The organism is Lactobacillus sp. RTP31084st1_F9_RTP31084_210423 (genome assembly GCF_040919545.1).
Classification (GTDB): domain Bacteria; phylum Bacillota; class Bacilli; order Lactobacillales; family Lactobacillaceae; genus Lactobacillus; species Lactobacillus paragasseri.
The window spans coordinates 55,855-81,243 of record NZ_JBCOVH010000006.1; the positions used below are offsets into that span (position 1 = coordinate 55,855).

General features: G+C 30.3%; 38 protein-coding genes. 16 read left to right on the forward strand and 22 right to left on the reverse strand.

Annotated elements, in window-relative coordinates; all coding sequences use genetic code 11:
• Positions 1–656: 656 nt before the first annotated feature.
• The 19 genes from AB5359_RS09695 to AB5359_RS09785 all read right to left on the reverse strand — a co-directional run bounded on the left by AB5359_RS09695 (position 657) and on the right by AB5359_RS09785 (position 11,012).
• The gene (locus tag AB5359_RS09695; protein ID WP_144842202.1) at positions 657–1,151 is read right to left on the reverse strand and encodes a hypothetical protein; all 495 of its coding nucleotides are present in this window, start codon (positions 1,149–1,151) and stop codon (positions 657–659) included.
• An 18-nt stretch (positions 1,152–1,169) separates the two neighbouring features.
• Complete coding sequence (locus AB5359_RS09700) at positions 1,170–1,622, reverse strand: DUF669 domain-containing protein (RefSeq protein WP_368280178.1); 453 nt, start codon at positions 1,620–1,622, stop codon at positions 1,170–1,172.
• 49 nt (positions 1,623–1,671) lie between these two features.
• Positions 1,672–2,874, reverse strand: coding sequence for a DEAD/DEAH box helicase (locus AB5359_RS09705; RefSeq protein ID WP_368280176.1), 1,203 nt, complete (start codon positions 2,872–2,874; stop codon positions 1,672–1,674).
• On the reverse strand, positions 2,867–3,187 hold the full coding sequence (locus AB5359_RS09710; RefSeq protein ID WP_144842205.1) for a hypothetical protein: 321 nt from the start codon (positions 3,185–3,187) through the stop codon (positions 2,867–2,869). The genes AB5359_RS09705 and AB5359_RS09710 overlap by 8 nt, the downstream gene beginning before the upstream one ends.
• Positions 3,187–3,741: a hypothetical protein gene (locus tag AB5359_RS09715; RefSeq protein ID WP_270229462.1), complete on the reverse strand. Its 555-nt coding sequence runs from the start codon at positions 3,739–3,741 to the stop codon at positions 3,187–3,189. The genes AB5359_RS09710 and AB5359_RS09715 overlap by 1 nt, the downstream gene beginning before the upstream one ends.
• A 93-nt stretch (positions 3,742–3,834) precedes the next feature.
• Positions 3,835–4,107 (reverse strand): hypothetical protein, encoded by a 273-nt coding sequence (locus tag AB5359_RS09720; RefSeq protein ID WP_195212554.1) that lies wholly within the window; start codon positions 4,105–4,107, stop codon positions 3,835–3,837.
• Positions 4,108–4,116: 9 nt separating this feature from the next.
• Positions 4,117–4,704 (reverse strand): hypothetical protein, encoded by a 588-nt coding sequence (locus tag AB5359_RS09725; RefSeq protein ID WP_368280175.1) that lies wholly within the window; start codon positions 4,702–4,704, stop codon positions 4,117–4,119.
• A gap of 26 nt (positions 4,705–4,730) precedes the next feature.
• The gene (locus AB5359_RS09730) at positions 4,731–5,189 is read right to left on the reverse strand and encodes a LemA family protein (RefSeq protein ID WP_229036604.1); all 459 of its coding nucleotides are present in this window, start codon (positions 5,187–5,189) and stop codon (positions 4,731–4,733) included.
• A 156-nt stretch (positions 5,190–5,345) separates the two neighbouring features.
• Positions 5,346–5,900 (reverse strand): hypothetical protein, encoded by a 555-nt coding sequence (locus AB5359_RS09735; RefSeq protein WP_368280173.1) that lies wholly within the window; start codon positions 5,898–5,900, stop codon positions 5,346–5,348.
• 17 nt (positions 5,901–5,917) lie between these two features.
• A complete protein-coding gene (locus AB5359_RS09740; protein WP_195212551.1) occupies positions 5,918–6,127 on the reverse strand; it encodes a hypothetical protein in 210 nt (69 codons plus the stop codon).
• A 30-nt stretch (positions 6,128–6,157) separates the two neighbouring features.
• Complete coding sequence (locus AB5359_RS09745) at positions 6,158–6,865, reverse strand: hypothetical protein (protein ID WP_368280172.1); 708 nt, start codon at positions 6,863–6,865, stop codon at positions 6,158–6,160.
• Between the two features lie 11 nt (positions 6,866–6,876).
• A complete protein-coding gene (locus AB5359_RS09750) occupies positions 6,877–7,551 on the reverse strand; it encodes a hypothetical protein (protein WP_195212549.1) in 675 nt (224 codons plus the stop codon).
• A 4-nt stretch (positions 7,552–7,555) separates the two neighbouring features.
• Positions 7,556–7,864: a hypothetical protein gene (locus AB5359_RS09755; RefSeq protein ID WP_230630832.1), complete on the reverse strand. Its 309-nt coding sequence runs from the start codon at positions 7,862–7,864 to the stop codon at positions 7,556–7,558.
• Positions 7,865–8,085: 221 nt separating this feature from the next.
• Entirely contained in the window at positions 8,086–8,475 is a 390-nt protein-coding gene (locus tag AB5359_RS09760; RefSeq protein ID WP_144842207.1) for a DUF3850 domain-containing protein, read from the reverse strand.
• A 65-nt stretch (positions 8,476–8,540) separates the two neighbouring features.
• Positions 8,541–9,290 carry a hypothetical protein gene (locus AB5359_RS09765; RefSeq protein WP_368280170.1) on the reverse strand — a complete coding sequence of 250 codons (750 nt, stop codon included), beginning with the start codon at positions 9,288–9,290 and terminating at the stop codon, positions 8,541–8,543.
• A complete protein-coding gene (locus AB5359_RS09770) occupies positions 9,283–9,531 on the reverse strand; it encodes a helix-turn-helix domain-containing protein (RefSeq protein WP_195212546.1) in 249 nt (82 codons plus the stop codon). The genes AB5359_RS09765 and AB5359_RS09770 overlap by 8 nt, the downstream gene beginning before the upstream one ends.
• Before the next feature lie 12 nt (positions 9,532–9,543).
• A complete protein-coding gene (locus tag AB5359_RS09775) occupies positions 9,544–9,936 on the reverse strand; it encodes a hypothetical protein (protein WP_368287211.1) in 393 nt (130 codons plus the stop codon).
• Between the two features lie 131 nt (positions 9,937–10,067).
• Entirely contained in the window at positions 10,068–10,637 is a 570-nt protein-coding gene (locus AB5359_RS09780) for a hypothetical protein (RefSeq protein WP_368280167.1), read from the reverse strand.
• A 27-nt stretch (positions 10,638–10,664) separates the two neighbouring features.
• Positions 10,665–11,012: a hypothetical protein gene (locus AB5359_RS09785; protein WP_144842115.1), complete on the reverse strand. Its 348-nt coding sequence runs from the start codon at positions 11,010–11,012 to the stop codon at positions 10,665–10,667.
• 264 nt (positions 11,013–11,276) lie between these two features.
• Here AB5359_RS09785 and AB5359_RS09790 point away from each other — a divergent pair, with 264 nt between their 5' ends.
• The 6 genes from AB5359_RS09790 to AB5359_RS09815 all read left to right on the forward strand — a co-directional run bounded on the left by AB5359_RS09790 (position 11,277) and on the right by AB5359_RS09815 (position 14,633).
• Entirely contained in the window at positions 11,277–11,639 is a 363-nt protein-coding gene (locus AB5359_RS09790; RefSeq protein WP_144842116.1) for a helix-turn-helix domain-containing protein, read from the forward strand.
• A 753-nt stretch (positions 11,640–12,392) separates the two neighbouring features.
• Positions 12,393–12,653, forward strand: a complete 261-nt coding sequence (locus AB5359_RS09795; protein WP_006585524.1) for a type II toxin-antitoxin system RelB/DinJ family antitoxin — start codon at positions 12,393–12,395, stop codon at positions 12,651–12,653.
• Positions 12,643–12,921, forward strand: a complete 279-nt coding sequence (locus tag AB5359_RS09800) for a type II toxin-antitoxin system mRNA interferase toxin, RelE/StbE family (RefSeq protein ID WP_006587563.1) — start codon at positions 12,643–12,645, stop codon at positions 12,919–12,921. Before AB5359_RS09795 ends, AB5359_RS09800 begins: the two co-directional genes overlap by 11 nt.
• A gap of 20 nt (positions 12,922–12,941) precedes the next feature.
• Positions 12,942–13,109 (forward strand): DUF6440 family protein, encoded by a 168-nt coding sequence (locus tag AB5359_RS09805; RefSeq protein WP_144842117.1) that lies wholly within the window; start codon positions 12,942–12,944, stop codon positions 13,107–13,109.
• Positions 13,110–13,738: 629 nt separating this feature from the next.
• A complete protein-coding gene (locus AB5359_RS09810) occupies positions 13,739–14,215 on the forward strand; it encodes a Panacea domain-containing protein (RefSeq protein ID WP_144842118.1) in 477 nt (158 codons plus the stop codon).
• Positions 14,199–14,633: a hypothetical protein gene (locus AB5359_RS09815; protein ID WP_144842119.1), complete on the forward strand. Its 435-nt coding sequence runs from the start codon at positions 14,199–14,201 to the stop codon at positions 14,631–14,633. The genes AB5359_RS09810 and AB5359_RS09815 overlap by 17 nt, the downstream gene beginning before the upstream one ends.
• Before the next feature lie 1,271 nt (positions 14,634–15,904).
• Here the strand turns inward: AB5359_RS09815 and AB5359_RS09820 are convergent.
• Positions 15,905–16,759 carry a Fic family protein gene (locus AB5359_RS09820; RefSeq protein WP_368280165.1) on the reverse strand — a complete coding sequence of 285 codons (855 nt, stop codon included), beginning with the start codon at positions 16,757–16,759 and terminating at the stop codon, positions 15,905–15,907.
• Positions 16,749–17,390, reverse strand: a complete 642-nt coding sequence (locus tag AB5359_RS09825; RefSeq protein ID WP_144842121.1) for a helix-turn-helix transcriptional regulator — start codon at positions 17,388–17,390, stop codon at positions 16,749–16,751. Before AB5359_RS09825 ends, AB5359_RS09820 begins: the two co-directional genes overlap by 11 nt.
• Before the next feature lie 160 nt (positions 17,391–17,550).
• Between AB5359_RS09825 and AB5359_RS09830 the strand changes: the two genes are divergently transcribed.
• The 10 genes from AB5359_RS09830 (at position 17,551) to AB5359_RS09875 (ending at position 24,371) form a co-directional block, all read left to right on the forward strand.
• A complete protein-coding gene (locus AB5359_RS09830; RefSeq protein ID WP_368280164.1) occupies positions 17,551–17,982 on the forward strand; it encodes an ImmA/IrrE family metallo-endopeptidase in 432 nt (143 codons plus the stop codon).
• An 18-nt stretch (positions 17,983–18,000) separates the two neighbouring features.
• Positions 18,001–18,567 carry a hypothetical protein gene (locus tag AB5359_RS09835; RefSeq protein WP_368280163.1) on the forward strand — a complete coding sequence of 189 codons (567 nt, stop codon included), beginning with the start codon at positions 18,001–18,003 and terminating at the stop codon, positions 18,565–18,567.
• A gap of 270 nt (positions 18,568–18,837) precedes the next feature.
• The gene (locus tag AB5359_RS09840) at positions 18,838–19,647 is read left to right on the forward strand and encodes a ParA family protein (protein ID WP_144842123.1); all 810 of its coding nucleotides are present in this window, start codon (positions 18,838–18,840) and stop codon (positions 19,645–19,647) included.
• Positions 19,648–19,668: 21 nt separating this feature from the next.
• Positions 19,669–19,950, forward strand: coding sequence for a hypothetical protein (locus tag AB5359_RS09845; protein WP_144842124.1), 282 nt, complete (start codon positions 19,669–19,671; stop codon positions 19,948–19,950).
• Positions 19,951–20,624: 674 nt separating this feature from the next.
• On the forward strand, positions 20,625–22,037 hold the full coding sequence (locus AB5359_RS09850; RefSeq protein ID WP_144842125.1) for a replication initiation protein: 1,413 nt from the start codon (positions 20,625–20,627) through the stop codon (positions 22,035–22,037).
• Positions 22,038–22,059: 22 nt separating this feature from the next.
• Positions 22,060–22,215, forward strand: coding sequence for a hypothetical protein (locus AB5359_RS09855; RefSeq protein ID WP_368287212.1), 156 nt, complete (start codon positions 22,060–22,062; stop codon positions 22,213–22,215).
• Complete coding sequence (locus tag AB5359_RS09860) at positions 22,197–22,868, forward strand: hypothetical protein (protein ID WP_368280161.1); 672 nt, start codon at positions 22,197–22,199, stop codon at positions 22,866–22,868. Before AB5359_RS09855 ends, AB5359_RS09860 begins: the two co-directional genes overlap by 19 nt.
• A gap of 62 nt (positions 22,869–22,930) precedes the next feature.
• Positions 22,931–23,581 (forward strand): hypothetical protein, encoded by a 651-nt coding sequence (locus tag AB5359_RS09865; protein WP_195212540.1) that lies wholly within the window; start codon positions 22,931–22,933, stop codon positions 23,579–23,581.
• Position 23,582: 1 nt separating this feature from the next.
• Positions 23,583–23,933, forward strand: coding sequence for a hypothetical protein (locus AB5359_RS09870; protein WP_144842128.1), 351 nt, complete (start codon positions 23,583–23,585; stop codon positions 23,931–23,933).
• Positions 23,934–24,371, forward strand: a complete 438-nt coding sequence (locus AB5359_RS09875; RefSeq protein ID WP_368280159.1) for a hypothetical protein — start codon at positions 23,934–23,936, stop codon at positions 24,369–24,371. It abuts the gene before it with no gap.
• A gap of 421 nt (positions 24,372–24,792) precedes the next feature.
• Here AB5359_RS09875 and AB5359_RS09880 read toward each other — a convergent pair.
• Positions 24,793–25,389 (reverse strand): recombinase family protein (locus AB5359_RS09880; protein WP_368287213.1); only part of this gene is annotated, 597 nt, incomplete at its 5' end.

Below are 25,389 nucleotides of genomic sequence, written 5' to 3' on the forward strand. Positions count from 1 at the left end.
GACAATTATTTAAATAAATTGTATAATCACAAAAGAAAAGGAGCTAGTGACCGCAATTCACTAACTCCAATCGTAACTTAAGATGACTGTTTGGTTAGCTAATCCTTGTGATTAGCTTTTTTTATTATCGCATAGGCAATAGCTACACGAATAACAAAAATGCCTAGCGCACCTAAGAAAATACTTAGTGCTACAGCAACTACTATCACTTGGCAGTCTAACTCTCCAGTCCACCCAATTTTGCATAGGCTTCCACCTCCGTAACTTAAATTGTTTGAAGGGTGTGTAGCCATGCTAAAGTTACTAAGTTCTAACAGGAGCTACCTGTTGTTTTGAACCTAATATTATTCTACTAAAATCTACTCATGCTTAAAACCGTAAATATGCATAAAAGGAGATTGCTTTACGAAGCAATCTCCTTTTTTAGTTGATCCATACCGTCTTTATTTTTCAAATACCGCAGAATTAAAACAACTATTGCGCAATAAAGTTAACCAAATAGCATCTTTTCCATAACATAACCAACAATCAAAGACAAAATTATGAAAATATTCAACAAACAAAAAATTATAAAGTCCGTATTCATTTTCTTCATTTCTTAACTATTTAATATTTATAATTTTCTAAGATCTACAAATATATTCTTTAAATTCCGACTATCCATTTTGCGTTTTCCTTTTGATAATATCCTCTAAGATTAACACCTTCATTTGTTTAGTTTTAATTTTATCAACAAAGAGAATAATTCCCAAAATTAGTATAAATATAAATACCATTATAATTAGACCCTCAATTAGTAAAACGCTCTTCATTTCATCAGTAGTTAACATATTAAGTGTTTCAGCAGTTTTCACCTTTGGCAATGTATTAATTATCAATAATTGACGTAGACAATTTATGATTGTTTGGCCGAGTCCACCAAGTAAAGCTGTAAACATAGCGAGCATAATACCTGTAAATAAAAGTTGAGAATGTTGAACCTGAGACTTATAACTTATTAACATATCTTGTAATTTAGCAACGCCAAGTTGCTCATACCTTTCTCTAATCAATCTAACTTCCATAACAGATCGTTCTTCACTACTTTGAAATATATATTTAATAAGCCTTACAAAAGTGATTTTTAAACTATTCCCTATTTGGTTCATCATTATAAATATCCTTTTTACTTAGTCTGTTTCTAATCCTAACGAAGTACGATATTTTCTCGTCAGCTCTGTATTAGGATACTGTGTAGGATATACCTTCCACGGGGCTATATTATTAACCTTCATTCTAAAATAATCACTATATTCAGCATGTTGCATTACTCTTATTTGCCGACCGATAAGCCAATCGTTTAAACCATTTATACCGTTAATTTCTACGCCTTCTGGAAGACCACACGCATAACATAAATATTGAAAATTACTAATATTAAAGGTATGCGATACCTTTTTTTGCCAATATTCTAATTTTAGCCTATATCCAGCATAGATTTTATTAGTATTCTTTAATTCAGTAGCAGAAATATCGTCTCTAATTTGTAGAATAACTGTAACTTTGGAAGTTACCTTATACTTTTCTACATTAGTTGCTACTACTATGCACTCGTAAATACCATCATTAAATACTTCTTCCATACTCACTTAACCTTAATTCCTGAATAATTTGTTATAAAGAAAAACTCACCTAATGCCTCCATTTTTTTTCTACTTCTTCTATATCAAAAACTCGTTCGCCACATTCAGGACAAATCACACATCTTTTTCCAATAACTGCTTGGCAATATTGACATTCTTTATAAGGACTAGGTATCATTCCTCCACCTTTAGGTTTTGGTCGATCTTTTAATGACCGTCGATCTTTTAATGACCACTTTCTAGGAGTATCTGGTAATCCAAATAACTTATAATTACCCACTAAATCAATAATTTTTGCAACCTTCTTTGGTTTATATCTCATACACCGCATAGATTGCTGCACATCAATAACCAAAGAAGCAGTAGGTCTTAGCAAAATCACACAGGAACAATCTGGGACATCAAATCCTTCCGAAATCAGATCAACATTGCTTAGAATTTTGATCTTTCCTTCACGAAAGTCATTCATAATTCTATCCCGCTCTTTAGCAGGAGTAGTACTATCACAGTGCTCCGCATTAATTCCATTATCCTGAAATCTCTTAACTACTTTTTGGCTATAATCCACATCATGAGCATAAAGAATAGTTTGTTCACCATTAGCAAACTTTTTATAGGACTCTACAACATCTCCCAAAATCTGGTGTCGGTTGACTTCTTGAGTTATCGATTTAGTTGTATAGTCACCCGTGCTAGCTTTTGATAAGTCATCTGTATCAATTAATCGCTCTGAATAATATTTAAATGGGGCTAAATGTTTATTTCTAATTAGCCAACTTACAGAAGGCCCTATAATCAAATCTTCATAGATATCTTCAAAGCCCTTTCCTGACAATCTCCATGGTGTAGCAGTAAAGCCTACCCGTAATGCATATGGAAAATAGTAATAAATTTTCTGATATGTTTTAGCTCTACTATGATGAGTTTCATCGGTTAATATTAAATCTGGCTTCCATGTATTATCAGAATCAAGTAAACGATTCTTTGCTTTCACTACTGTAGTACAAATGCAGTGATCCATATTTACTTCTTGTTGGCTAAATTCATCTTGAATTTGTTCGACGATTTCTTGTCTATGAACGATAAATAAGACATTTCTATTCTGAGCAGTCATTCTTCTAGCTAATTCCGCCATGATAATCGATTTACCAGAACCAGCAGGACTTTGAACTAAAATCGCTCTCTTGCCTTCTTTAAATTTATTAAAAACATCACTAACTATTTTTTCTTGATAATCATAAAGCTTAAACATCTACTCCCTTCTTTCGTCGAGCAACCAATAATCTAGTTGCCATTTCTTTTCGTTGCTCTGGTGTAAAATGTTGTCGTTTACGCACATTAATTGAATAGTTTTTCACATCTAACCACCCGTCCAAAAATGTGGTTTTTCCTTTACTATTTCTTCCAACTCGATAATCTTTATTTTTGTCTAACTTGCCGATAAATTTACGAACGTCTTTATCGATATCAGTTGTAATACGATAATTATGCGTTAATTTATCGTAAAGAATAATAGTTTCTTGTTCTGCATAGCTAGGTGCTTCATATTTAATAATTGTCTCCATTACTCTTTCCCCTTAATTCTTCCTTCGTTCATATTTCTAGCCCAGGCAATACATAGTAGTCCATCACGTTTCAGCTCAACACAATCGTACTTTCTTAAAATACTTCTTGAATCAAACCCATGTGACACAACGACCGCATAATTATTAACTGTTTTGTATACCTCTATCTCTTTCTTTTTAAACCCTTCATATACCAAATCAGATGCAAAATTATCTATGCCATCCTTCCTATCAAAATCAAAAAGCCACTTGTGCTCAACTGCATTTTCAGGTTTCATTGCTAGACTTGTTAGATTGTTCTCAATTTTAGTTGCAGGATAATCTGGGTGATCTAGCAAATAATGCTGCAAGCTTTTAATCGTACTGTCGTTCTTACGTTTATTGACAGTAACATAAAATCTGCTTAATTCACCTGGCACGCCTTCTAAACTAAAATGATTAAATTTGTTTATTTCTAGAAGTGGATTCTCGCTTAAAAAAGATACAGTCCTTTGTTTAAATCCTGATATATCTTTATTATCTTTATTCCGCGAAGTAAAAATTACGCCCTGCATATTTATTTTCCTCCCCAAAAAATCACTTTTTAACTAGTATAATTTGAACAATTGGAATAGGTTTCAAGTAGTTAACTAGCTTAATTATTTTTTCTATCTGCTGTTTTTATCATTTTTTAAGTCCCATGCGTCCTTGAGTAATTTTCTATCAAGCTCAAATCTTGGTGATTTTTTAATATAAGTATTTACCGCAAATATATATGTCAATAATATTCCCCATCTATAAACTTTAATATCAGTGTATGGTGGCATTAACATCACGATACAGAAAGAGTAACCGATGAATAGGCTTGTACGTACAGAGAGTCCTAAGCCCATTATCAATGTCTCCATTACACCAAGAATAAAGCGATCAAATTTTTTCATATTCTTCTCCTATTCATGATTTGAAGGAATTAGATGTTCTATTGCCTCATATGTAGCATTTCGCTCTTTAGTTGAAAAACCTGTTCTTTGCTTATTTAAAACCAATACTTGTTTACGGAATTTATCCTTTTCTGTAGGCTGATACTTTTCTTTTAAATTAATATCGTAAAAAGTTAATGTATCATTATTATTCTTACTAATACTTTCAATTTCTTTAAAAGTTACATCTTTCACTACTTTTCCATTTTTAAGTAGAACTTCAGCTTTTTTTGAATTCTTTTTGTCCGCAGGTAAATATGATTCAACTTTGTAAGGTGTGACTTTTACGTAATTATTGGAAATATACCCTGCTTTTTCCGTTGCACTGACATACTTTTTCATTGTTCTCTCATATGAATTAGCGAAAATACTAACTCCAATAAGAAGAATAAGTATTGTAGATATAAGGTATGCTGGAATCCATTCAATTCTTCTAACGTTTTCTGTCATATTAAGATAAGTAACATATAGCAGACTAAAAGCCAGAAAAAGTAGAAAAATAATGTAATGTGTCATTACAAGCTGAAAAATGTCAAACATATACTTTTTAAATTGCATAATTATTTTCCCTTACTTTCCCTTACTTAATCCAAATCGACTTTAGGTGCGTTATAAGCTTGAGAGTTAGCTTGATAGTAGTTCATAACATGCATGTTTTTGCTTTGGGCAACTGCTGAGCTAGGGAAGTTACGAACTAATTTGTTGTAATCTTTTACCCGTTGAATATAGTTGCGTCTTTCAACAGAAATACGATTTTCTGAGCCTTCTAGTTCAACCATTAAATCGTGAACCCTTGAATCTGAATTAAGTTTTGGATATTTCTCATGAATTACATTAATTAAGGCACCAACACTAGTATTTAATTGAGCATCAGCCTTTAATTTTTTGAAAGTGATTGAATTAACGTTGCGGTGGTGGTGCTTGAAAATGTCTATTAGCGTCCATTTATTAACTCCAGTTATTTCAGCTAAAGCGTTCATGGTTAGATCAAGCTCTCCACGTTTGCGTTTGATTGCCAATACTTGTTTTTCTGTTAATTGCATTCTAATTACCTCTTATATTTTTAATAAATTTATTTAAATAGTCTTTAGTGGCACAGTATTTCGTCTTTTTACGCTCAAATAGCTATAAAACACGCGCCAACGATAATCGCTACTATTCAAACTATTACAAGGTCTAGAAAATTTAAAATTTTATTCTTATTTTTCATTATCTTTCAATTCTCCTAGCACTATATAAGCTGGGACTTTTTCAACTATTTCATAATCCATACGTTTCTTTAACAAATTGACTAATTCTTCCGCTGATGGAGCTTCAGTAATCGCAAAAGCATTTTCATTCCCAATGCATTCATGAATAAGATTAACAGTATAATTATGAGCAGCATTGTTTGCTATTCTATATAAATCAAATTCTTTATCTTCTTTTTGATATTTGCACATTAAAATATCGCCATAATTATATTTTGGAGCGTTATTGACTTTTGAGAATACTTCATCAATATCAGCATTACCCATATTTTCTACAAATCGATACAGCTCACATAATTTTTCTTTCAGCGTTGCTGTAGATGGATACATATAGAAGCCTGTGTATCCTCTTTTAAAATGATGTCCTTTTAATTCGATTAAATTAATTGAATCTGAACATGAGCTTATATGGACTATCATTCCATAGTTCTCGTTCACAGTATGATTGCCAAATCGAATTATGTCTCCCACATGCCATTCTTCTCTTTTATCTATTACTCGCATTTAAATCAATCCTTTTCTTATTCAAAAACCACACTCATCGAACAATCATAAGCTTTGACCAAGACTTGCTTAGTATCTTTCAGATACAAAACTTCAAAAATTAAAGAATCAATACCTTTTACTTTATATATATATTTGTCACCAACATTTCCTTTAAAAGAAACATTAGCCGGAATCGTTCCTTTTTCAATATTTGGCAAGCTGTTACAATAACCAACTACAGCCATTCGAAATAAGCTTTCTTTATACGTCATCGTTTAATCTCTCTCTTCTTTTTCTAATAAAATTTGTTGCTGGCTATGAATTTCATCTTTAAATTCGTCTTTAGAATATAAATACCCAACTAAAAGTGAAATCACAAAAAGTATTAGCAAAGCTATTGGCGTTGCAGCAATTCTATGCCAATCAATATGAAAAAAGATGTTACCAATTAAACAAATAACTAGTCCTATAATCATGGAACAAACAAAAAGTACGTAAACCTTGTTCAATAGCTCGCTCAATTTAGGTTGTATAACAAAACAGGGAAACAGATCTCCATACGTTTTTCCTTCTGCATCTAAATATAAATTTATTGATTGTTGATATTTAAATCCTCTTTTTTTCATTGCTGCTTTTACTAGATGTTTAACCTTACAAACAATATCAGCAAACAGTTTTTTGGAATTTAAGAAAATTTCCCGCTCTTTATTATCTAAATAAGCTATTAAAACTAATCTTGTAAGAAAATCGTCATATTTAATCCATTTCTCTAAGATTACAAAGGGATATTCTTTATCTTCATAGCTTCTAGCCGTTTGATTACGTACAATACTATGAGTAATTACTCGATCTAGATATTTCTCACTAAATTTTTCATATTCTCTTGAGCTAATAGCTTGTTCTAGCTTCTGTCTTATAGTCTTTTTTTGATATCGTGGTTGATAATTATTCATTTCTCTTTGTACATCTAAAGCCGTTTTCATTTCTCTCACCTCTACCAAGCAAAAGTAATAGCTAAATCCATTTTCACACTATCAATATGTCCAAAACCATCAGCGCTAATTGGCTGAGCCCTAACTTCACATGATAGTAATACAGGTTGTAATTTAAAGCATAGATATCTCTTTAAATCAACAGTTTGCTCTGGAGATAATGTATTTATCAAAAGTCGCAAACGTAAATATGATTCGATTGCTTTCTGCTTATATTTTGGAATCAAAAATATCCTTGAACCTAAAACATCATACTCAATAATATTTTTTTCTAAGTCAATCCTTGTGGCTAAATTACGAATTCTATTATTAAGGAACGTCCTAATCATCATTCCATCATCAAGAGCTTTATTTGCATTTTTAATAAATTGTGGATCTTCTAAATCATAATTTCTTTCTATATCTGTATCACGTCCCAAATATGGAAATATTTGACCAAGAAAATCTAACTTCAGTTCATGATGTCCTTGACGCGCTCTATCTTTTAATTTTTCTTCAATTAAAGTTACTAGCCAAGCCATTCGCCAATCATCATCAGCAAATTCTGTAATTGGAGCTAGTGTACGCTTTTCACAAGCAACTTTATTCAGTCTTTGCAAAGTATTGCCAATTGTTGATCCTTGTATTAATCTAGTATCTTCTCCGTTTTCTCCCAGGATTAATTTGCTTTTTGTCATATGTTTAATACTCTCTTTCTTCCAAAACCTCATCAACATTATCTACGTTAATCTCATCACTTACCCAGCCACATTCTTTTACTAGCTTTTTAATAATGCTCTTAGGGTCATCGTCCTCCATACCATCAAGCTTAGGTAATCTAGTAGCACTAACGTCTGTGAAACTATATACGCCTTCACTAAGATCATGAGTGAACCAGGATCTTAGTCCTACACCTTCACTGTCAAATTGAGCTTTTGCCTTCCCTGCTGTGTTAGCCCAAACAAGTGATATTTCACCACTATCTTCAATTCTTAGTTCCCAAGCTTTCATTTTGAGCTTCCTTCCGCACATAGGACAACAAGTAATATCTCTTGAATTTCTTTCTTGAATACCGTTTATCTTGTCACCAGTATCATTAGTCGTACAACTGATATAATAGTGCCCATATTGCTTGCAAATAACCATCTTCTCTCCTGGGAACCCTAACTGAAACATAAATGATTTACCGCAGTCACCTTCAAAAGTGCAATACTCACATTTTTCTTCTAGCATTATTGTTCATCCTCTTTCAAAAGGAACTTACAAAAATCACAAATATATTCTCCATTTGATAATTTTGTTGTTTCTTCCGGTTCGCACTCATCATGACACCGACTACATACAAATGCTTCAAGCTTAGTTCCAAGAACTACGTAATCCTTTTGCTGCATATAAGATGTAATGTAAGTGACTTTTACTACAAGGCTATTTTCTGTATATGCTTCAGCTTTTGGATCATATTCTCGTAGCCAGAGTTCATCTCCTACGTTAAAATTTCTATCGTTTCTTCTAATTTCAAAATTTTTCTTTCCTTTTGCCTGTGCTCGAAAATACTTAGGCAGAATTTTAAGTATATGTACTCCACGTGGCTCTTCTAAAGCATTTCTAGCCGTTTTTTCCATGTTGATTAATCCTCCTCTAAATTTAAATATTCAACTCACTTGATTTTCATAATATTAGCCTTTCTTTAGTAATCTTCTTCATCGTCAATGTCGTTCGAATATGAATCTAGTTCTTCGCTTGATCCATTAGTAAACTCAGTAATTACTACAGATCCGTCTTCATCTTCAGCTTCATTAGTAAATGTAATATCAGGAAACATTTTTGACAAAGCTTCAAGCACTGGCGTTGGTTCGCACCATACAGTGTCAAATCTAATTTTGCCTTCTTGATCGTCATCGTCATATGACCAAACGGAATCGCAAGCGTTCCATTTAGTGCCCCAATGTTCAGTTTGCCAGTTGTACCAATGATATGGCGAGCTTTGATCGCTACCATAATTAAAAAGCTTAGAATAAATTGTTTCAGGTGGGACTGGAATTACATTGTTAAAATCGATATGCTTTTCTTTTGGCTTTTTGATCTTTTGAAGCGTCCAATTAATATAGGTACCAAATAGTTCGTCTGTGTCAAGATAGTATTGAGGCTCATTCCAGCTTAAATTCTCAGTTAATTTTGTTAATTTTGGACAAAGGTCTAAATCAATAAATTTACCGGGGAAGTAAATTTTATTAGTATGCCATCCCATTTTTGTATCAAATAGCAATTGTTCAAAACCAAAAATTGGATTTTTGATATTTCTAATTTTAACTAGCTTTAGCATTCTTGCTTCGTTAACTTTAGTATCAGTATTTTCTTTAGTTAAACGGTCAATTACACGTTGATAGTCTTTTTTATTTGCATTAAAAGTTACTGTATTTGAAGTCCAATTAGGCATAACATTCTCCTTTATATAATTTAACAATATTTACAACAAACCCTTGCAAATGCAGATATGGTACTGAGACTTCAAAAAAATCAGCTAATTTTTGCCATGTTTCCAGCTTTGGTTCTCTATCGCCTCGCTCATATTTGGCTAGTGCATCAGGAGAAAGATCCAACCCATAATTGTTCAATTTCTGACTGACTTCTTTCAAAGTCAGCTTTTTTTCTTGCCTTAATTTTCTTAGTCTTTTCAAACTTCTCACCACCTAATCAATTCCCCATTCGTGGTAAAGTTGCTGCATATCTTCACTCAATTTAGAGTCTTCTACGTTAGCAGACATAGAATTGCCGTGTTCAGCATCGTTCAAAGTATTAGTGTCGGCATTACTACTAAATTCTTTAAAAATAGCATTCATTTCTTCGTCACTCATCTTTGGTTCTGATTCAACCGCATCATGTTCAGCAGCATAGGCTTCCCAGTCCATCGCCTTACGTACAGGCTTAATTTGCTTGTAGCGTTGATTACTTGATTTTTGAGGCGTTAAATCAAGTTCATCATCGAATCGACCATTAAACCATGTAGAGCCTATTTGAATAAACCGCATTGGCAAGTCATTAATTTTAATATATTTCAAGTAAGTTTCTAGCTTATTCCGCATAACAGCGTAAGTATGGTCCTTACTTTCTTTGCGCCAAGCTTTGTAATGAGATAATGCTTTTTTCTTAGCAACTTTTCTAGGATAAATAGTCCATAGTTGTTCGAACTCTTGCTCAATAATTTGAGTTGGGGTTAATTTTTTAGATTGAGAAACAGGTTCATCGGCTTTAGCAGATGAACGAATATTCTCTTGTGTAATCTCTGAGTAGTCTCTGGTATAGGTCCGGTAACTTTTTCCGGTTCCATTTGGAACTTTTTACCGGATCGATCCGGAACTTTTTTCCGGTTCGATTCGGAACTTTTTTCCGAATGCGTCATATCAGGCTTTTCAGCACTATTTTCAATATTATCTTGATCATTTACGAGAGAATTTAGTTTATCGTAATCAATTGTGTACCACTTAGTTCGATCAAATCCTGCACGATTGAAATTGGAAGTAATAATTACTTTCTTTTCAATTAGTGAACTAAAACGATTCCGAATGGTTTTTTCTGTCATCCAAGGAAATTGCATTTTCCAATCATCAATGGTGTTATAGACCCATTTTCGACCTTCAAACGCCTTAGTTGAACGTGAAAGCCAATATTGAACTTGCTGAAGCATGATAGCTTCATTGACGTTCTTTAAAGCGACAGCAAGCGATGGCAATACCTGCAATGGATTCTCATTAATTAATAATCTGCTTGAACTAGTAATAGTCATGACGTATTCTCCCTTTCAAACACATACTCAACGCACGCCAACATAGTAATCTGGTAATTTTTCATCAAATAATAGGATTAAATTTTGAATCGATGCCTCACGAACATCAATATCAGTTGTATTCATGGTTTCAATTTCAAAACCTGTTTCTAAATCGAAAAGCTTAGTTGTGATGGTATACTTACCATTTTTAAATAAATAATGGACTGTACTTTCTGCTTTAAAGCCATACTTATTGCACAAGTCATTAATTGACTGCGTTAGCGTCTTATTTGCTAATTTCCGTGATTCAAAGATTTTTCCAAAGTCTTTGCTTGCTTGGTTAAACTTGCTTTTAAAATCCTCGAATTTAATTGCATTACCTTTGATTTTCATTTAAATCCTCTCCTCTTAAATTTATGTTTAATTTTTTTAACTTATATTCAAAAAAATAAAAGGCTCTTCTTTTGTACCTATTTTGTTAAGTTTTTTTAACAACAAATCTAAAAAAATAAGGAACCTATTTTGTTAAACTTTTTTAACTCAATTTAAAATATACTCTCGATTATTCCTTTTTGCAACGTCTTTTTACCCTCAATAAATGATAAAATAGAAATATATTTTTATTTTTTTATTTATTTTTATATTGAGGCGATAAAAATGAATGATAATTTTTCTGCACGCATAAGAAAAGCGTTAGACTATAGAAAAATGACTGCTGCAGAGTTAAGTAGACAAACCGGATTTTCACGAAGCATATTAAGCCAATACATAAACAATAAAGCAAATCCCAAACAAGATAAGGTTTACAAGATTGCAAAAGCGCTAAATGTTAATCCAACTTGGCTCCTAGGATATCCTGGTACAGAAATGCTACCAGAAGAAAAGAATGAGGAAGATGAAAAAGTTCACAAAATTACTAGTAAAGACATCTTTACTGCTGACGGTAAAAAGATTACAGGTCAAGAAATATTAGATTTGATAAATGAACGAATCAGACAAAACAAAAATAAGCATAAATAATACGCAGAACCTAAAATTATTGCTTTAGATTCTGCTTTTTTTGTGCTCATCAGATATTATGAGTAATGCTATTTACTATAATATAATAGTAATATAAAAAGTATTATAAGTTTACTCTTCTTATATTATTATGATGATATTTAAAAAATATAATTATGTAGTTTAACATAGCATAAAAATAGTGTTAAAAAGCTGATTACTTTTAACAGCATCAAAAAAACAGCCAAGAAAATCTTGACTGCTTTATTAGATAGCTAATTCATGCTATAATTACTTCTGAAGATTGAGGTAATTACTTCAATAGTCAGGTTGGTAAATCAGCTTAGTGCTACTATCCCAACGCAGGCCAATGCGTTGCCAACCAGCACACTTACAAAAAGTTTCCGTAAAGGACACCTCTTTGTTATGAATTAGGTTCGCGAAATTTCTGACCTGCACTATTTAAATTATAACAGAATAAAGCCTAGAAAGCTGCATAGTATCAAGCTTTTTAGGCTTTTTCTTTATCTTATAATCAGACCATAGCATGATAATTACAATATAATAATATTATTTTGAATGCGATTGCCGTAATTTTATGACAATATATTTGAACTTAATAAATAATATTAAAATATTATTGTGACCTGACTTAATGCAAAAAAATTACGCTCTGTAGACTTTATATCATACATATGATTTTATTATATTATATTGCTTTATTAGTATATTTAATATATAATGTACGTAAAACATAAAGGAGGATGATGTAAAATGCCAGTAACTTTAGGTATTGATAACAAGTTAAAAGAGGAAACCAAGTCTAATTTGGAAAAAATGGGATTAGACATGACTACAGCTACTAAGATGTATTTTATATATATAAATCAACACGGAAAATTACCTTTTACTCCAAGTGTTGGTAGAAGTGAATTGGATAAAGCATTAGAACAAGTTAAAAATCATGAATATGCAGGTGAATATGATTCTTTAGAAGATTTTAGAAAGGATCTCTATTCACTGGATGAGAATTAAATTTACGCCTTTATACAAAAAATCCCTAAAAAAATTAAAAAAGAAGCACTATAACCTTCAATTATTAGACGAATGCGTAACTGCAATAGTAACTAGAGATAAAAAATTATTAAAAAAGCATAAAGCACATAAGTTAACTAACTATTATGAACTACATATTCAAAATGACTGGCTTCTAGAATATACTTTTGATAAAAATACTGGAGAATTGATCTTGATCTTGATTGATACCGGTAATCATGACGACTTAAAAAGAAAAAAATATTAAGGAAAGGATTGCATTGATACATGAAAAAATTAAATGATCTGTACAACCCGACTATAGACTATAATGTTGCTTACGATGAAGAGACTGGCGTAGAATATATTGTTCTATCCTATGGTCCGAGCATATCTATTACTCCACGCCTTGACAAATTTGGTAAACCTTTAAATTATTTTGATGTTAATCAATAAATATATATTTCATTCTATATGTTATATTGCTTTGATATTATTAAAATAATACTAAACTATTACAATTATCTTGCTTAACGTAATATAAAAAGTATTATAATTCTAACTACGTTGAATAGCATCAAAAAACAGCCTAGATGGACTGCTTTATCAAATAGCTAATTTAGCACACTTACCAAAAGTTTCCATAAAGGATACCTATAACAGAATAAAGCCTAAAAAGCTGCATAGTATCAAGCTTTTTAGGCTTTTTCTTTGCACAAAAATCCTATCCTTATACCTTTTATATAATATTAATATCTAGATAAATATAATATAACTATATTATTGCAATAGCATGCTTTTAAAAATCCAATCAGATTCAAATATGATTATAATATTATTTATATGCTGCGATCATAATATGTTCTTATCATTTTTTGTCATAAGTAAATAGTATCTTTATAGTTATAAAGCTTAGCATGGACATGAAGATTAAATCTTTATAATTTTTCATCAACCGATATATAAACAAATGAAAGCTTATGATAGGATGTGATAGGATAGAATACACAAATATTTAATATTTGTGTATATTAAAAGTAATAAAATGTAAAGCCAAGATAAGAAATTTTAATGGAGGAAGCATTATGTATGACGTTTTTAAAATAGTCAATTGGCTACGAGTTAGAAATAATGCTGATTTACAAGCCGATCCAAATGCAGAAGAATTAACGCAAATGAAGGCTATGAAATTACTGTATTATATTCAAGCCGCAAGTTTAGTTGTAACTGGTCATAGAATGTTCAAAGATGACATTGTTGCATGGAAATATGGTCCAGCTGTTGAATCTGTTCATAATAAATATATTCATCAGCGTGGCATTGTAGGTTATGTTGATAATCAGTCTTTAAATGACTATCGTGAATTACAGAGTGATAGTCAAACTGCTGACATTTTAAATAGTATTTATGACATATATGGTCATAGTTCAGCCTATGATTTAATGCGTCAAACTCATAGCGAAAAACCTTGGAAAGAGACAAAACAGAGTGAGGTTATTAGTGACGACAAAATAAAGAGCTATTTCAAGGATGTTTTTGTAATTAATGAAGATAACAAGTAGCCAAAACTTTTCTAATCATCATTTCCCTAAAAAACAAGAGATTAGGCATCATACCTCTAGACTTGCTTTTAACTTTTCTTTTTTAACAAATACGACGCAGTATAATTTAAAGAAGAATAATAAAAATGTAAATAACAAAATAAGATTAAAGCTTTTAGAAAAGATAGCTACTTTATCTGAGGAAGATAAAATACTTATTTTGAATCGTTCAAAAGAGCAAGGATTAGAGTTAATGCCAGAAGAACAAGTAAAACTCAGAATTAATCAAGAATTTAAAACTTCTGGCAGATACGATGAATGCGATGATGATTATTGGGTCTTTAGATTAAGTAAAAAAGGTCGCGTAATTGGAAAAATAAGTGATAATATTTTTTATATTCTCGCTGTTGATCCTAAATTTGATTTATATAAGCATTAATTTAGAAGTCAGCATAAGCTGGCTTTTTTCTTATAGTAAAAACTGAAGTATAATAATTATATTTTAAAAATACCATTTTTATATTACTTTGATACTATCGTAAAAGCATGAAAGTATTTAAGTAAATAGTATTTAAATAATGTCACAAGCCTATTTAATTGAATAACCAAAAGGATCAAATAATACTAGAATAATATTGTAAAAATGTAAAAAGTAGAATGCTTTAAGTATCGATAGAAGTGAATTAGGTCAAGCATTAGTAAAAGTTAAAATTTATGAATATGCTTTTCGTATAATACTAATATCTATATGGCAATACTAGAAATATAATACTTTGATAGTATAATAATATTACTATATCAATACAGGAAGCCTTAATCGAGTTATGTATGACGTTTTTAAAATAGTCAATTGGCTACATAAAAAGTCAAAATGAGCTGGCTTTTTTATAATAGAATTTAAATACAATAATTATACTTTAAGGATATTATTATTCTATTATTTATAGTGCGATAGCTATGCTATAAAAAGATTAGGTTTATATTATTTGTCATTAACGTAGCTTTATAATAATGTTTCAAAATACTATATTGAATTTTCAACTATTTTACAAAAACAAACAAAGCTTATTTACTTGTGTTAAAGGTTAACAAGTATATAAGCTTTGTTATTGTCCGTTGTCACTAGTTCTTGTCACTATTGACTTTTTTATCGATCAAGTTCATAGGAATCTTCAATTATATTAAGAAAAGATCTTTTAAAGTATGATCAATCTTTTCCCAACGATTAACTTATAACCACAAAAAGCAATAGCATGTTAGCCATTATTAACAAAATATCAATTTTACTAATAATATAAAAATTATATAAGTATATTACTTGAATAGTATGCTTATAATATAAATTGCAATATAAAAATATTACAATTTATATGTAATAGACTATAGAATTTTTAATATATTATTGACAAAATAAGCAGTCTATCAATATATTGAAAGGTATATCGGTCCGCAAAATTTCTGACTTGCACTATTCAGTTATAACAAAATAAAGCCTAAAAAGCTTGATAACATGCAGCTTTTTAGGCTTTTTCTTTACTTCTAATCAGACTACAATATATAATTGTACTATATAAGTATTATAAGTATAATTATTTAATAATATTATTGTAGTCGCAGAATAATATTTAAATAATATAATTATGCTATATAAATAGTTCAATTATATTGCATATAATGTTATTTACATAGTGCTAAAATGCGTTGAATCTATTAGTTTCTTTCCCTGAGCTTATTCTTAATTCGATGACGTTTGGCTAATTCGTTCAATTCATCTTTTGAAAACCGAGTTTCTTCTCTAGCTTCTTCTTTATTTTTTTCATTAAGTTGCAGGATTTGAATTCGTTTTTTTAAAGTTCTTTCAGCGTACTTTCCAACCAAGTCTTCAAAAGCAGTTGGATCATGTCTTTTCTGAGAATCAAGTAAAGTTTCCATATATTCTTCTCTTGATTCATTATCAGGCATGATATTAACTACAGGATAGCCGTTTTCTGTCAACGCCAAACTCATCAGCAAACGTGCTGTCCGTCCATTTCCATCTCTAAAAGGGTGGATCGTTACAAATTTATAGTGTAGATCTGCTGCATATTTAACTGGGTGCATTTCTTTCTGGGCTTTTCTAGACCACTCAATTAAATTATCCATTTCTGGTCTAATATCAAACGGTTCAGTATACGGATTAAAATCAGTCTTAGCTGGGTGTACTTCTAACGCTCTATACTCACCACCCCACTCTGGATGAGTTTTTTCTAAGGCCAATCTATTTAAATCACGAATAGTAGTTTGAGATAAAGGTTGCTTATGACTAGCTAAATCTAGCATATAATCGTACGCTTCATTTAAATCAATAGTTGATAATACATCTCCTATCGATTCACCATGAATTGTTATTCCCTTATTAATTATTGCTTCTGTCTCAAACTTATCAATTTTGCTTCCCTCAATGGCGTTTGATGACCAAATATGTTCCACTCGAATATCCTTGTTAAGTGCTCTTATCTGATCAGAATCTAATGGACGGTATTTATCAATCTCTTTTCTTAATTCTGTTAGCTTGTTAGTATCCATTTCTAGCTTTCCTTTTATTTTTAAATTTTATAAATTCAATGAAATCAATGATTTGATCCTTATCTTCTTTTGAAAGATTACTTGGAATATGTTGAAGTATTTCAAAAGGTCGCTTAATTGCTTCTTCTGTATCAATACTAGTATTCAGGAGATCGCTAATTGGAATTCTAAAGTGTTTAGATAGTATCTCTAGACTTTCTTCACTTGGTTTAATCTCACCAGTAGCCCAACCCCATAATGCACGATATGAAATGCCTAGGTTTTCACAAAATTCCTTGTAAGTTAATCCTTCACGGCTGATTAAAGCTTCTAAATTTGAAGAGAAAATTTGTAAATTCTCTTTATTGTCTAACTTATCATTAGTCACTACAAATTGTAGATAGGATGGATCAATTTCATCCGGTTCACAATTTAAAGCTTTAGCCATAGCAAGCAGATTTTTTTTACTAGGTAAAGAAGATTGTGCGTACACACGTCGATAGTTATTTATGGTTGTATACGCTATACCTGTTTTTTCTGCTAATTCTTTCGGGGTCATGCCTCTTTTTTTCAAAAGTTCATTTAAATTTTCCTTAATGCGCTCTCTACGTATACGAGCAGCCAATGATATTGCTTTTCTTCCTTTAGCCATCTTTTTCTCCTCATTTTTATTTCTATATTTATTATAATCCAAAAATCTAAAAAATTTATTTGAATAGTTTTAATAACATTATTGTTGTCAAAGCGAACACAAATATGCTATCCTTTTAATTAGAACATATGTTCGAGATATGATAAAAGAGTGATTAGAAATGGATATTAAGGATATACTATTCGGCTTTTTATTTGAAATAGCAAAAGAATACAAATTAGATGTTAATCTAGAAGAACCAGGAAGTCCCATACTTACATGTGTTGTTCCAGAAGACAGAAATATCTTTTTAAATTACACAGACGTAGGAGAAAGAAAACAAGCTTTTCAATTTGCACATGAACTAGGTCACTATTTAAATGGAGATCAAGAACGTTGTGACTGTGATAGTGCAATTCTAGATATTAAAAGAGAATATTATGCAGATAGAACTGCTACCAAATTAATTCTTAAAGGGTTAAGCAAGAATAGCATATATTTTTCAAACTTATATGATCTAATGGAAATTTGTGCGATTCCTTTTAACATGGTTGATTGTGTAAATGAACTAATTACAAATCAATATCCATCTTTAATTGCTTCATTTAACTAGGAAAGGATTCTACAGTAAATGAATGATAATGTGCTATCAAATTACGTATTTGGAGAAACGTATTTTCCCCATGTGGCAATTCCCATTAACAGAAAAGCAGGGGATACAATCATATTTTTTGAATCAAAGCAACTTATATGGAAGATAGAAAAGCAGCTTAAAGGTAAGAAAAAAATAGCAAACAATCTTAATGTTGATTCCTTAATGGCTGTAGATGCTATTGACCTTATAGAAACATTTGATTCAAAATATAATTTTTTCCTTCCAGATAACGTAAACGAAATTAGAAATATGTATTATTTTGGTAGTCTTAGCACTTTGGGAATTCAAGCTTTTCTAACATTAAAAGAAGCAACAAACATTACAAATTTACAACCTTGGGCTACTATGTACAACAGATTAATTGATAAAGCTTATAACCAAAATAATTTATTATCAAAAAACCGATTGGAAATTAGCCCCAATAAGTTATCAAAATTTACCAAATATTTTGATACCGCTTATCAGCAGAAGATTAAAGATTTATTCAGCAAAGAAAAAGCTATCAATCATCGTATTCTATCAACAAAAGATTTTATGTTGTAATTACAAATATTATCCTTTACAATCAGTACTGTAGCTCAGCTACTAAATATTTATTTTATAAGAGGAACACAATTTTTACTTGTGTTCCTTTTTTATTATTAAGATATGATTGCAAAAGACATATTTATATATAGTTAAATCATGCGTTTATATTATTCCAAATAATATTTTAGAAATATTTAAATAGTATATTGATAATGCAAGTAATGTGATTTATAATAATACTAAAATAAATATTTAGAATTAAGTTTAAGGAGCTAATATAATATTATGACAAAAATAATTACATTCTCAGCAATTAAAGGCGGAGTAGGAAAAACTACCATTGCATATAACTTTGGATCTTGGCTAGCCGATAATAAAAAGAAGGTTCTTTTTATTGACCTAGATCATCAATGTAATCTTAGTCAAACCTATAATGTTTATGATCAAAAGGGCAGTGTAGGCAATATATTAAGTCCTAAAGATGAAGTAGTAATTCATCATGTTGGGGAAAATATCGATTTAATTGCTGGTGATATGCACCTTGATGATATAGAGACATTAATCGAAAATAAAACTAATAAAAACATGATGCTATATTTGTGGCTATATGATAACTATCAAAAGTTACATATAGATAAATATGATTACATTCTGATTGATTGTCACCCAGATTTCAGTACAGCTACCAAGAATGCTATTATCGTTAGCAACGATATATTAAGCCCAATTACACCTAGCGAATATGGTTATAAAGCTAAATATAACTTGCAAGAACGACTTAAAGAATTATCTGAAGAAGCAATTGATTTTACATCTCATAAATCGTATGTCACTGCCAATCTTTATTTCTTAGCTAATATGCTAAAGCATAATACAACAAGTTCGCGTGAACTTTTAGACAGTTTAAAAGATGAAAAACAATCAGGTGATAATAGTTGTATCGCTTATATTCCTTATAAAGAGTTATTTAATAAATCTGAATTAAACAAAATTTCTTTGAGCGAAATGGCTAAAGACCATAAATTGGCAATTCAACAAAGAAAGTTTTTTGACGAAATTTTTAAAACATTTGAAGGTATAGAAAACAAATTATAATGTTAAGAAAGGATAATATATATGGCTTTTAAACCTGATGATAATATTGCTAAAGCATTAAAGCAATCAAATCCAAACAACAATGGTACGGATAACAGAAATGAGCAGAACACTCAAAACTATTCTGACTTATTAAATCTTGTATCTAAGAAAAACGTAGAAAAAGAAGCAATCTCTATAACAATTGATAGTGATGTTAAATCCGGAATTGAAAAATTAGCAAAGAAAAATGGCTACAAACATTTATCAACTTTTATTAACGATTACTTTAAAAAACTACTTAGCCTTACTCAAAATAATTAATAAGATTATTACTACTTCTGACGAGATTTTCATCTCGTCTTTTTTATTTAATTTAATAGATAATTTATAAGACATTAAAAGGAATTAATAGAGTATTAAGGGTATTCTGTTAGCCCTAGAGACACAAGCACTATCAGATTCCAAAGGTACCAAGTAGTGGGGTCAAAGGTGCTAAGTAATGGAGTCCGAGGCACTAAGTAGTGGAGTCAAAGATACCAAATAGTGGAGTCAAAGGTGCCAAGTAATGGTCCACAGAAATAGAAAATAGAGCTAAAAAAGGCAAAAATCGCCTGATTTCTGTGGATAATTGCTCAAAGGTGCTAAGTAGTGGTGAAATTAATAAATAGTAAAAATTTTAGGCATCAAAGGTACCAAGTAGTGGAGGATTCGTATAATTTTTTCAAAATATTGTATATATAAAAAATAAAGGTACCGTATATTGTGATATGGAAAAGCCAAAGGGTACAAATAGTGGAGAAAAACATGTAAAAAACATATGGATATCTATCCATATGTTTTTTATATATTAGCAAAGAGTCCAAGTAGTGGGATCAAATGTAATTAATAAGAATCGTTTGTCAAAGGTGCTAAATAGTGGGGAATGGTTCCTTGGGTAGGTAGAATAAGTTATACTAGAAACTATAAACTTATTCTTTTCAGGGAATGTACTAGTTATGACCGAAAATTTTGATGATATTTTAGATAAATTGTTTGATAAACCAGAAAAACAGGTAGAAGATAATGAAAATTCAGAGCAGCTTGATCTATTTAACGTAGATTATGCACATAATGGAGACTTGCCTGTATCAGTAAAACAAAAACCATTTGCCTCTACTAATTTATTAATGCGCTTTAGATCTCAGTTAAACAGAGTTATCTGGACTGGATTAAATGCCACTCATACCAAAATATTAACAGTGATTTTAAGTAAAACAGCTGATCAGTTGGCTGCATATCAAAAAGATCAGATACAAAAGAGAGTTAAAGAGCTAAATTTAGATAAAGATAATTTAGATAAAAAAACTCTTACAAAAATTGCTAGTGAAGTAAAGTTTCCAACTGATCTTGTAACGCGTGTCACTTATAGTGAGATTGACCATGCTATCGGATACGATAATAATAATGCTAGTATTGGGACATATATTGAAGGCATGAAAAATAAATTGGAAAAGTGGCGTGAGATAAAAGCCGATGGGATAACAGCGAGTTTTCCAATGTTTAAAGGAATAATTAATAATACAAACAAAAAATATTTTGAGTTTGTGTACAATGATTTTATGATTAATATCTTATTAATTAATCCAAAAACCGGAGATTTTGTTCGCTATCCAGCTCGAGAAATAGTGGATTTATCCTCAGTTAGATCGCAAACTTTGCTTCGTCTTTTGAAGCAGCTTAGAACTATTGGATCAATCACATTTAGAAAACATACCGAAAAAACTAATGGCAAAACTAGAATAGGGTTGTGGGAACAACTAGAAATACCAGAGAAGACAAGAGAAGGAAAATTTAGTTCAAAAATTTTAAAGGATGCTCTAATAGAAATTTCTCCATATTTTACAAATTTAAATTATACGAAAAACTATGGTACAGCTAATGGGCACAGAGTGGTAGTTAGTTATACTTTTACATTTGAACCCGAAAACCCTAAAAAAAATACTACTTATTCAACTCCTGAAGAAATTTTATCTGAAGGATTAGTAAATATTGATTCAGCAATATGTTTAACGAGAAAAGATAAATTTAAAGCTATTGATAAATTCTTGAAACAAAAACACGGTACCGCAGAAAAGGAGTATTTTGCTGTTCACCCAGAAGAAAAAGAACAAGAAAAAACTGAAGATGATAAGCTCAATATTGATGTATGGCAACCAAGTAGAGGGGAACTAACGGTTAGAGATTTTTATGATCGTGAACTTGGTAAGAAAGTATTAGAAGCTAATATACCAAAGCTAGAGAAAATCATTGCTGAAATATTAGAACAGGTTAGAAATGCTAAAGGAAATATGCAATTAGTAGCAGACTATAATAAAACTTTAGGATTATTACAAAAGAAAAAAGCAATAGAGAATTTTAATAATAAGTAAGAAGAAAGAATTTTTTTAGAAAATGAAAGATACGTTTGAGGAGATAGGTAAGTTAATAAGGAAATTCTTGAAAGAAAAAGGTGCTGGTATTATAGATGTATTATTTCTGATGGAAATAATTTATTTAATATATATGCCAGGTCTGATTAAAAAAATTTGTTGTTATGGAACGGGATAAATTTTGAAAAAGCATTCTACAATATAGGAAGAGATTTTTATTTTCGCTATATTGGCTATGAACTAGCTATCTGTATATTGATACTGTTAATCTTAATTACAATTTATTATCGTAAACATAATAGACGTCTTCATAATTATCCTGATGGTTTTAAAAGAGGCCATTCAGCATTTGTTGCTATAATAAGACTTTTACGCTTAATATGGTATTTTTTACACGCTGGTTGGACTATATTTCTTTTAATAGCTATATTTTCTGGATATGAAAACACTTTATATCCTTTTTTCAATAATTTGTATAATCCATTAAATATTGCTTATCTGATTTTTGTGATAATTAAAGTCTTATCTTTTACGAAAGAAAAGATGATTCATTATGGTGATATATTTTCTCAAAAAGAACTTATTACTAATTTCTATATTATTGATGAAAAATCTGACTATATTTTAGTAAAAAACACGTTTTTAGAAAAACCAATGTTTTGTTTAATGTTACGATTAGAAACCGAGACAATTCAATATGAGCTTTTAGATTATTCTGAATCTTTTAGTGAAATGGTAGTAGAATTTGATCGCAGAGCAAATGCATCTAATAAGTGTTTTGACGTTGAAATTCCCGAACGTGAAAGACCAGTTAAAAGTATTCATGAGTAACTAATTTTATAAAATAATTTAATTACAATGTTTTATTATGTAATGAAGTAGGAAAATTGTAAATGTCGGATTATTATCTTTCAATTCCGTTATACCATGTTGATTTAAAAGAAAACAATAAATTATTTGTAGAAGGGGAAAATATTCCTGGATCTAATGAAGATGGAGAATGGGGAGGAAAAGGATTATATTTATGGGATAATTTTAAGAATGCTAAATATTGGCAAAATGTTCATTGGAAAGATGATTCGGCTAATGCATCTATTGTTAAAACTGTACTAAAAGTACGAGAATCAGAGCTGTTAGATTTGAGTGAACCCATGCAAGTTAAAGAATTTGAAAAATCTTTACTGGGTATTGCACAAATAGCTAAAAAATCTAAAAATCCAAATATTTCGAAAAAAGCTGATTATATTTTGAAAGATGCACCAAAGGGTTACGCTATTAATTACTATAGCGAATATATGCAAAAAGTATGTCAACATTCTTTTAAAGTAGTAAGGCTTGTAGGGCTATACCCAAGTGTAAGTACGTCTACTTTTTTTAAAGATGATTTAGTGTTAAATAAATATTATAATGAGAGGAAGAAAGACAAAGAAAAAGTGCTTGCTCAAAAATATTTTATGCCACATGTAACAATTCAATCTAAAACGATTTATGTAGTAAAAAAACAAGCATTGCTCTTACAGAGAGAAATTTGTCAGGAGGATTAATATGAGTTTTAAAATACCATCAGCTGATGAATTTATAAAGAAACTAAATGAGTTAGATGAAAAGACTTTTGATTCAATCTATGAAAGACTTATTTATGATGTTGAAGCAGACAAGATTAATAAGACTTTAGATGTTTTTTCTAAGATTTTGGTTAAGACTACAACTGTATCCTCGCCAAATATCCCAACTTCTAATAGTTCTGATGAATCTATAAGTGATATATCTATATCCAGTGATTATATTCATACTTCTCCTCAAGCAGATATAAAGACTCTTCTAAATTATAGAAAAATCAATACTGAAAACCTTGTTAATAGTGAAATTGTTTCTAGTAGTAAGGAAGTGGCCTAAGTGAATAGTAAGGATCGAAAAAGTGCTTTTCAATTTGATAATCCGGTACTTATAGAATCAGTTTTTTTTGAAAATTTAACATATAAAAACGATTTTAGTGAAATTGGACAATTAACATTCAAAATAAATAAAATAATTGGTGAAAAGCAAAAGTTAGAAGAACATAAAATTGGTGCGCCAGTAGTTCTTACACTTACTACAAGTGAAAAAATGGAGTTAGATGAAGATACGCCTTGTTTTATACGTGTAACTATGAGGGCCAACTTTGTATGGAATGAAAATGATTTTTCAGATGAAAGCGTTGATAAGTTGCTTTCTGTGAACGCACCTAGTTTATTACTCGGATATATTAGGCCCAAAATTGTATCATTAACTCAAGATTCTGATCTTCCTACTCAGCAAGTTCCTTTTATAAACTTTTCAGAAGAGAGTAAATAAACAGAAGGTTATACGTTAAAGATGTCGTATAATTAATGACAAAAGGAGCGTAGAATTATATAAATTCTACACTCCTTTTTACTTTTCCTTTTTATTATGGCGATTGTCCCACCAATCATCGAATAACTTATTCAAAATGTGAGTTACAACTGGTACCAGAATAACAATTATAATATTTTGAATAATGAATGTAGAGATATTGATAATTGTTTCAATCATTTTACTCCGTAATACTGAATATGAATCAGTATTAATTATATTAACTTCTTTTAAAAGCTAAACAATTATTTTAAATTATAATCAACTTTCCCTCTCTTTCAATTTTTTATTAGTTTATCTTGAAAAGAAGAAAATTATTTTTAATGTAAACTCAAAATAGAATAAGGAGTAAGATTTTTTTCTTACTCCTTATTTAATGCGTCTAAATGTTTTCTCTTTTTTTAATTCTATAAACTTGTTGGCTAGATATGCCTACTTTTTTAGCAATAACTGAAATAGGTATATTTTTTTTGCGTAAATCACTAGTTACTGTCTGCCAGACCCATCTGTTACGTGGGTCTTTTGCATTTGCACCATATTTAATTTTTCTACCAGTGTATACGCCCGCAGCTTTAGCAATTTTGATTCCTTGTGCTTGACGTTCCTTGATTTTTTCACGTTCATTTTGTGCAACGAACCCCATAAGCTGAACCATCATATCCATCATAAATTGATCAACTAGTGGATTGCCTGTATTTGTTTGTGGTAAGTCGTCAACAATAAAAGAGACTTTTATATCTCGTAAGTGTTGGATCAATTTCTTTATATCATTATAATCTCTACTTAATCGATCTAAACTTACTACTTGTAAGGTATCACCTTCACGTAAATAATTCATCATTTTTTTGAAAGCGGGGCGGTTAAGACTTTTTCCGCTGTATTTTTCTGAAAAAATTTTATCTGCATGAACTTCTTTTGCTCGAGCAAGTTGTCGATCCAAGTTTTGTTCTTCAGAACTAACTCTTGCATAAAAAACTAA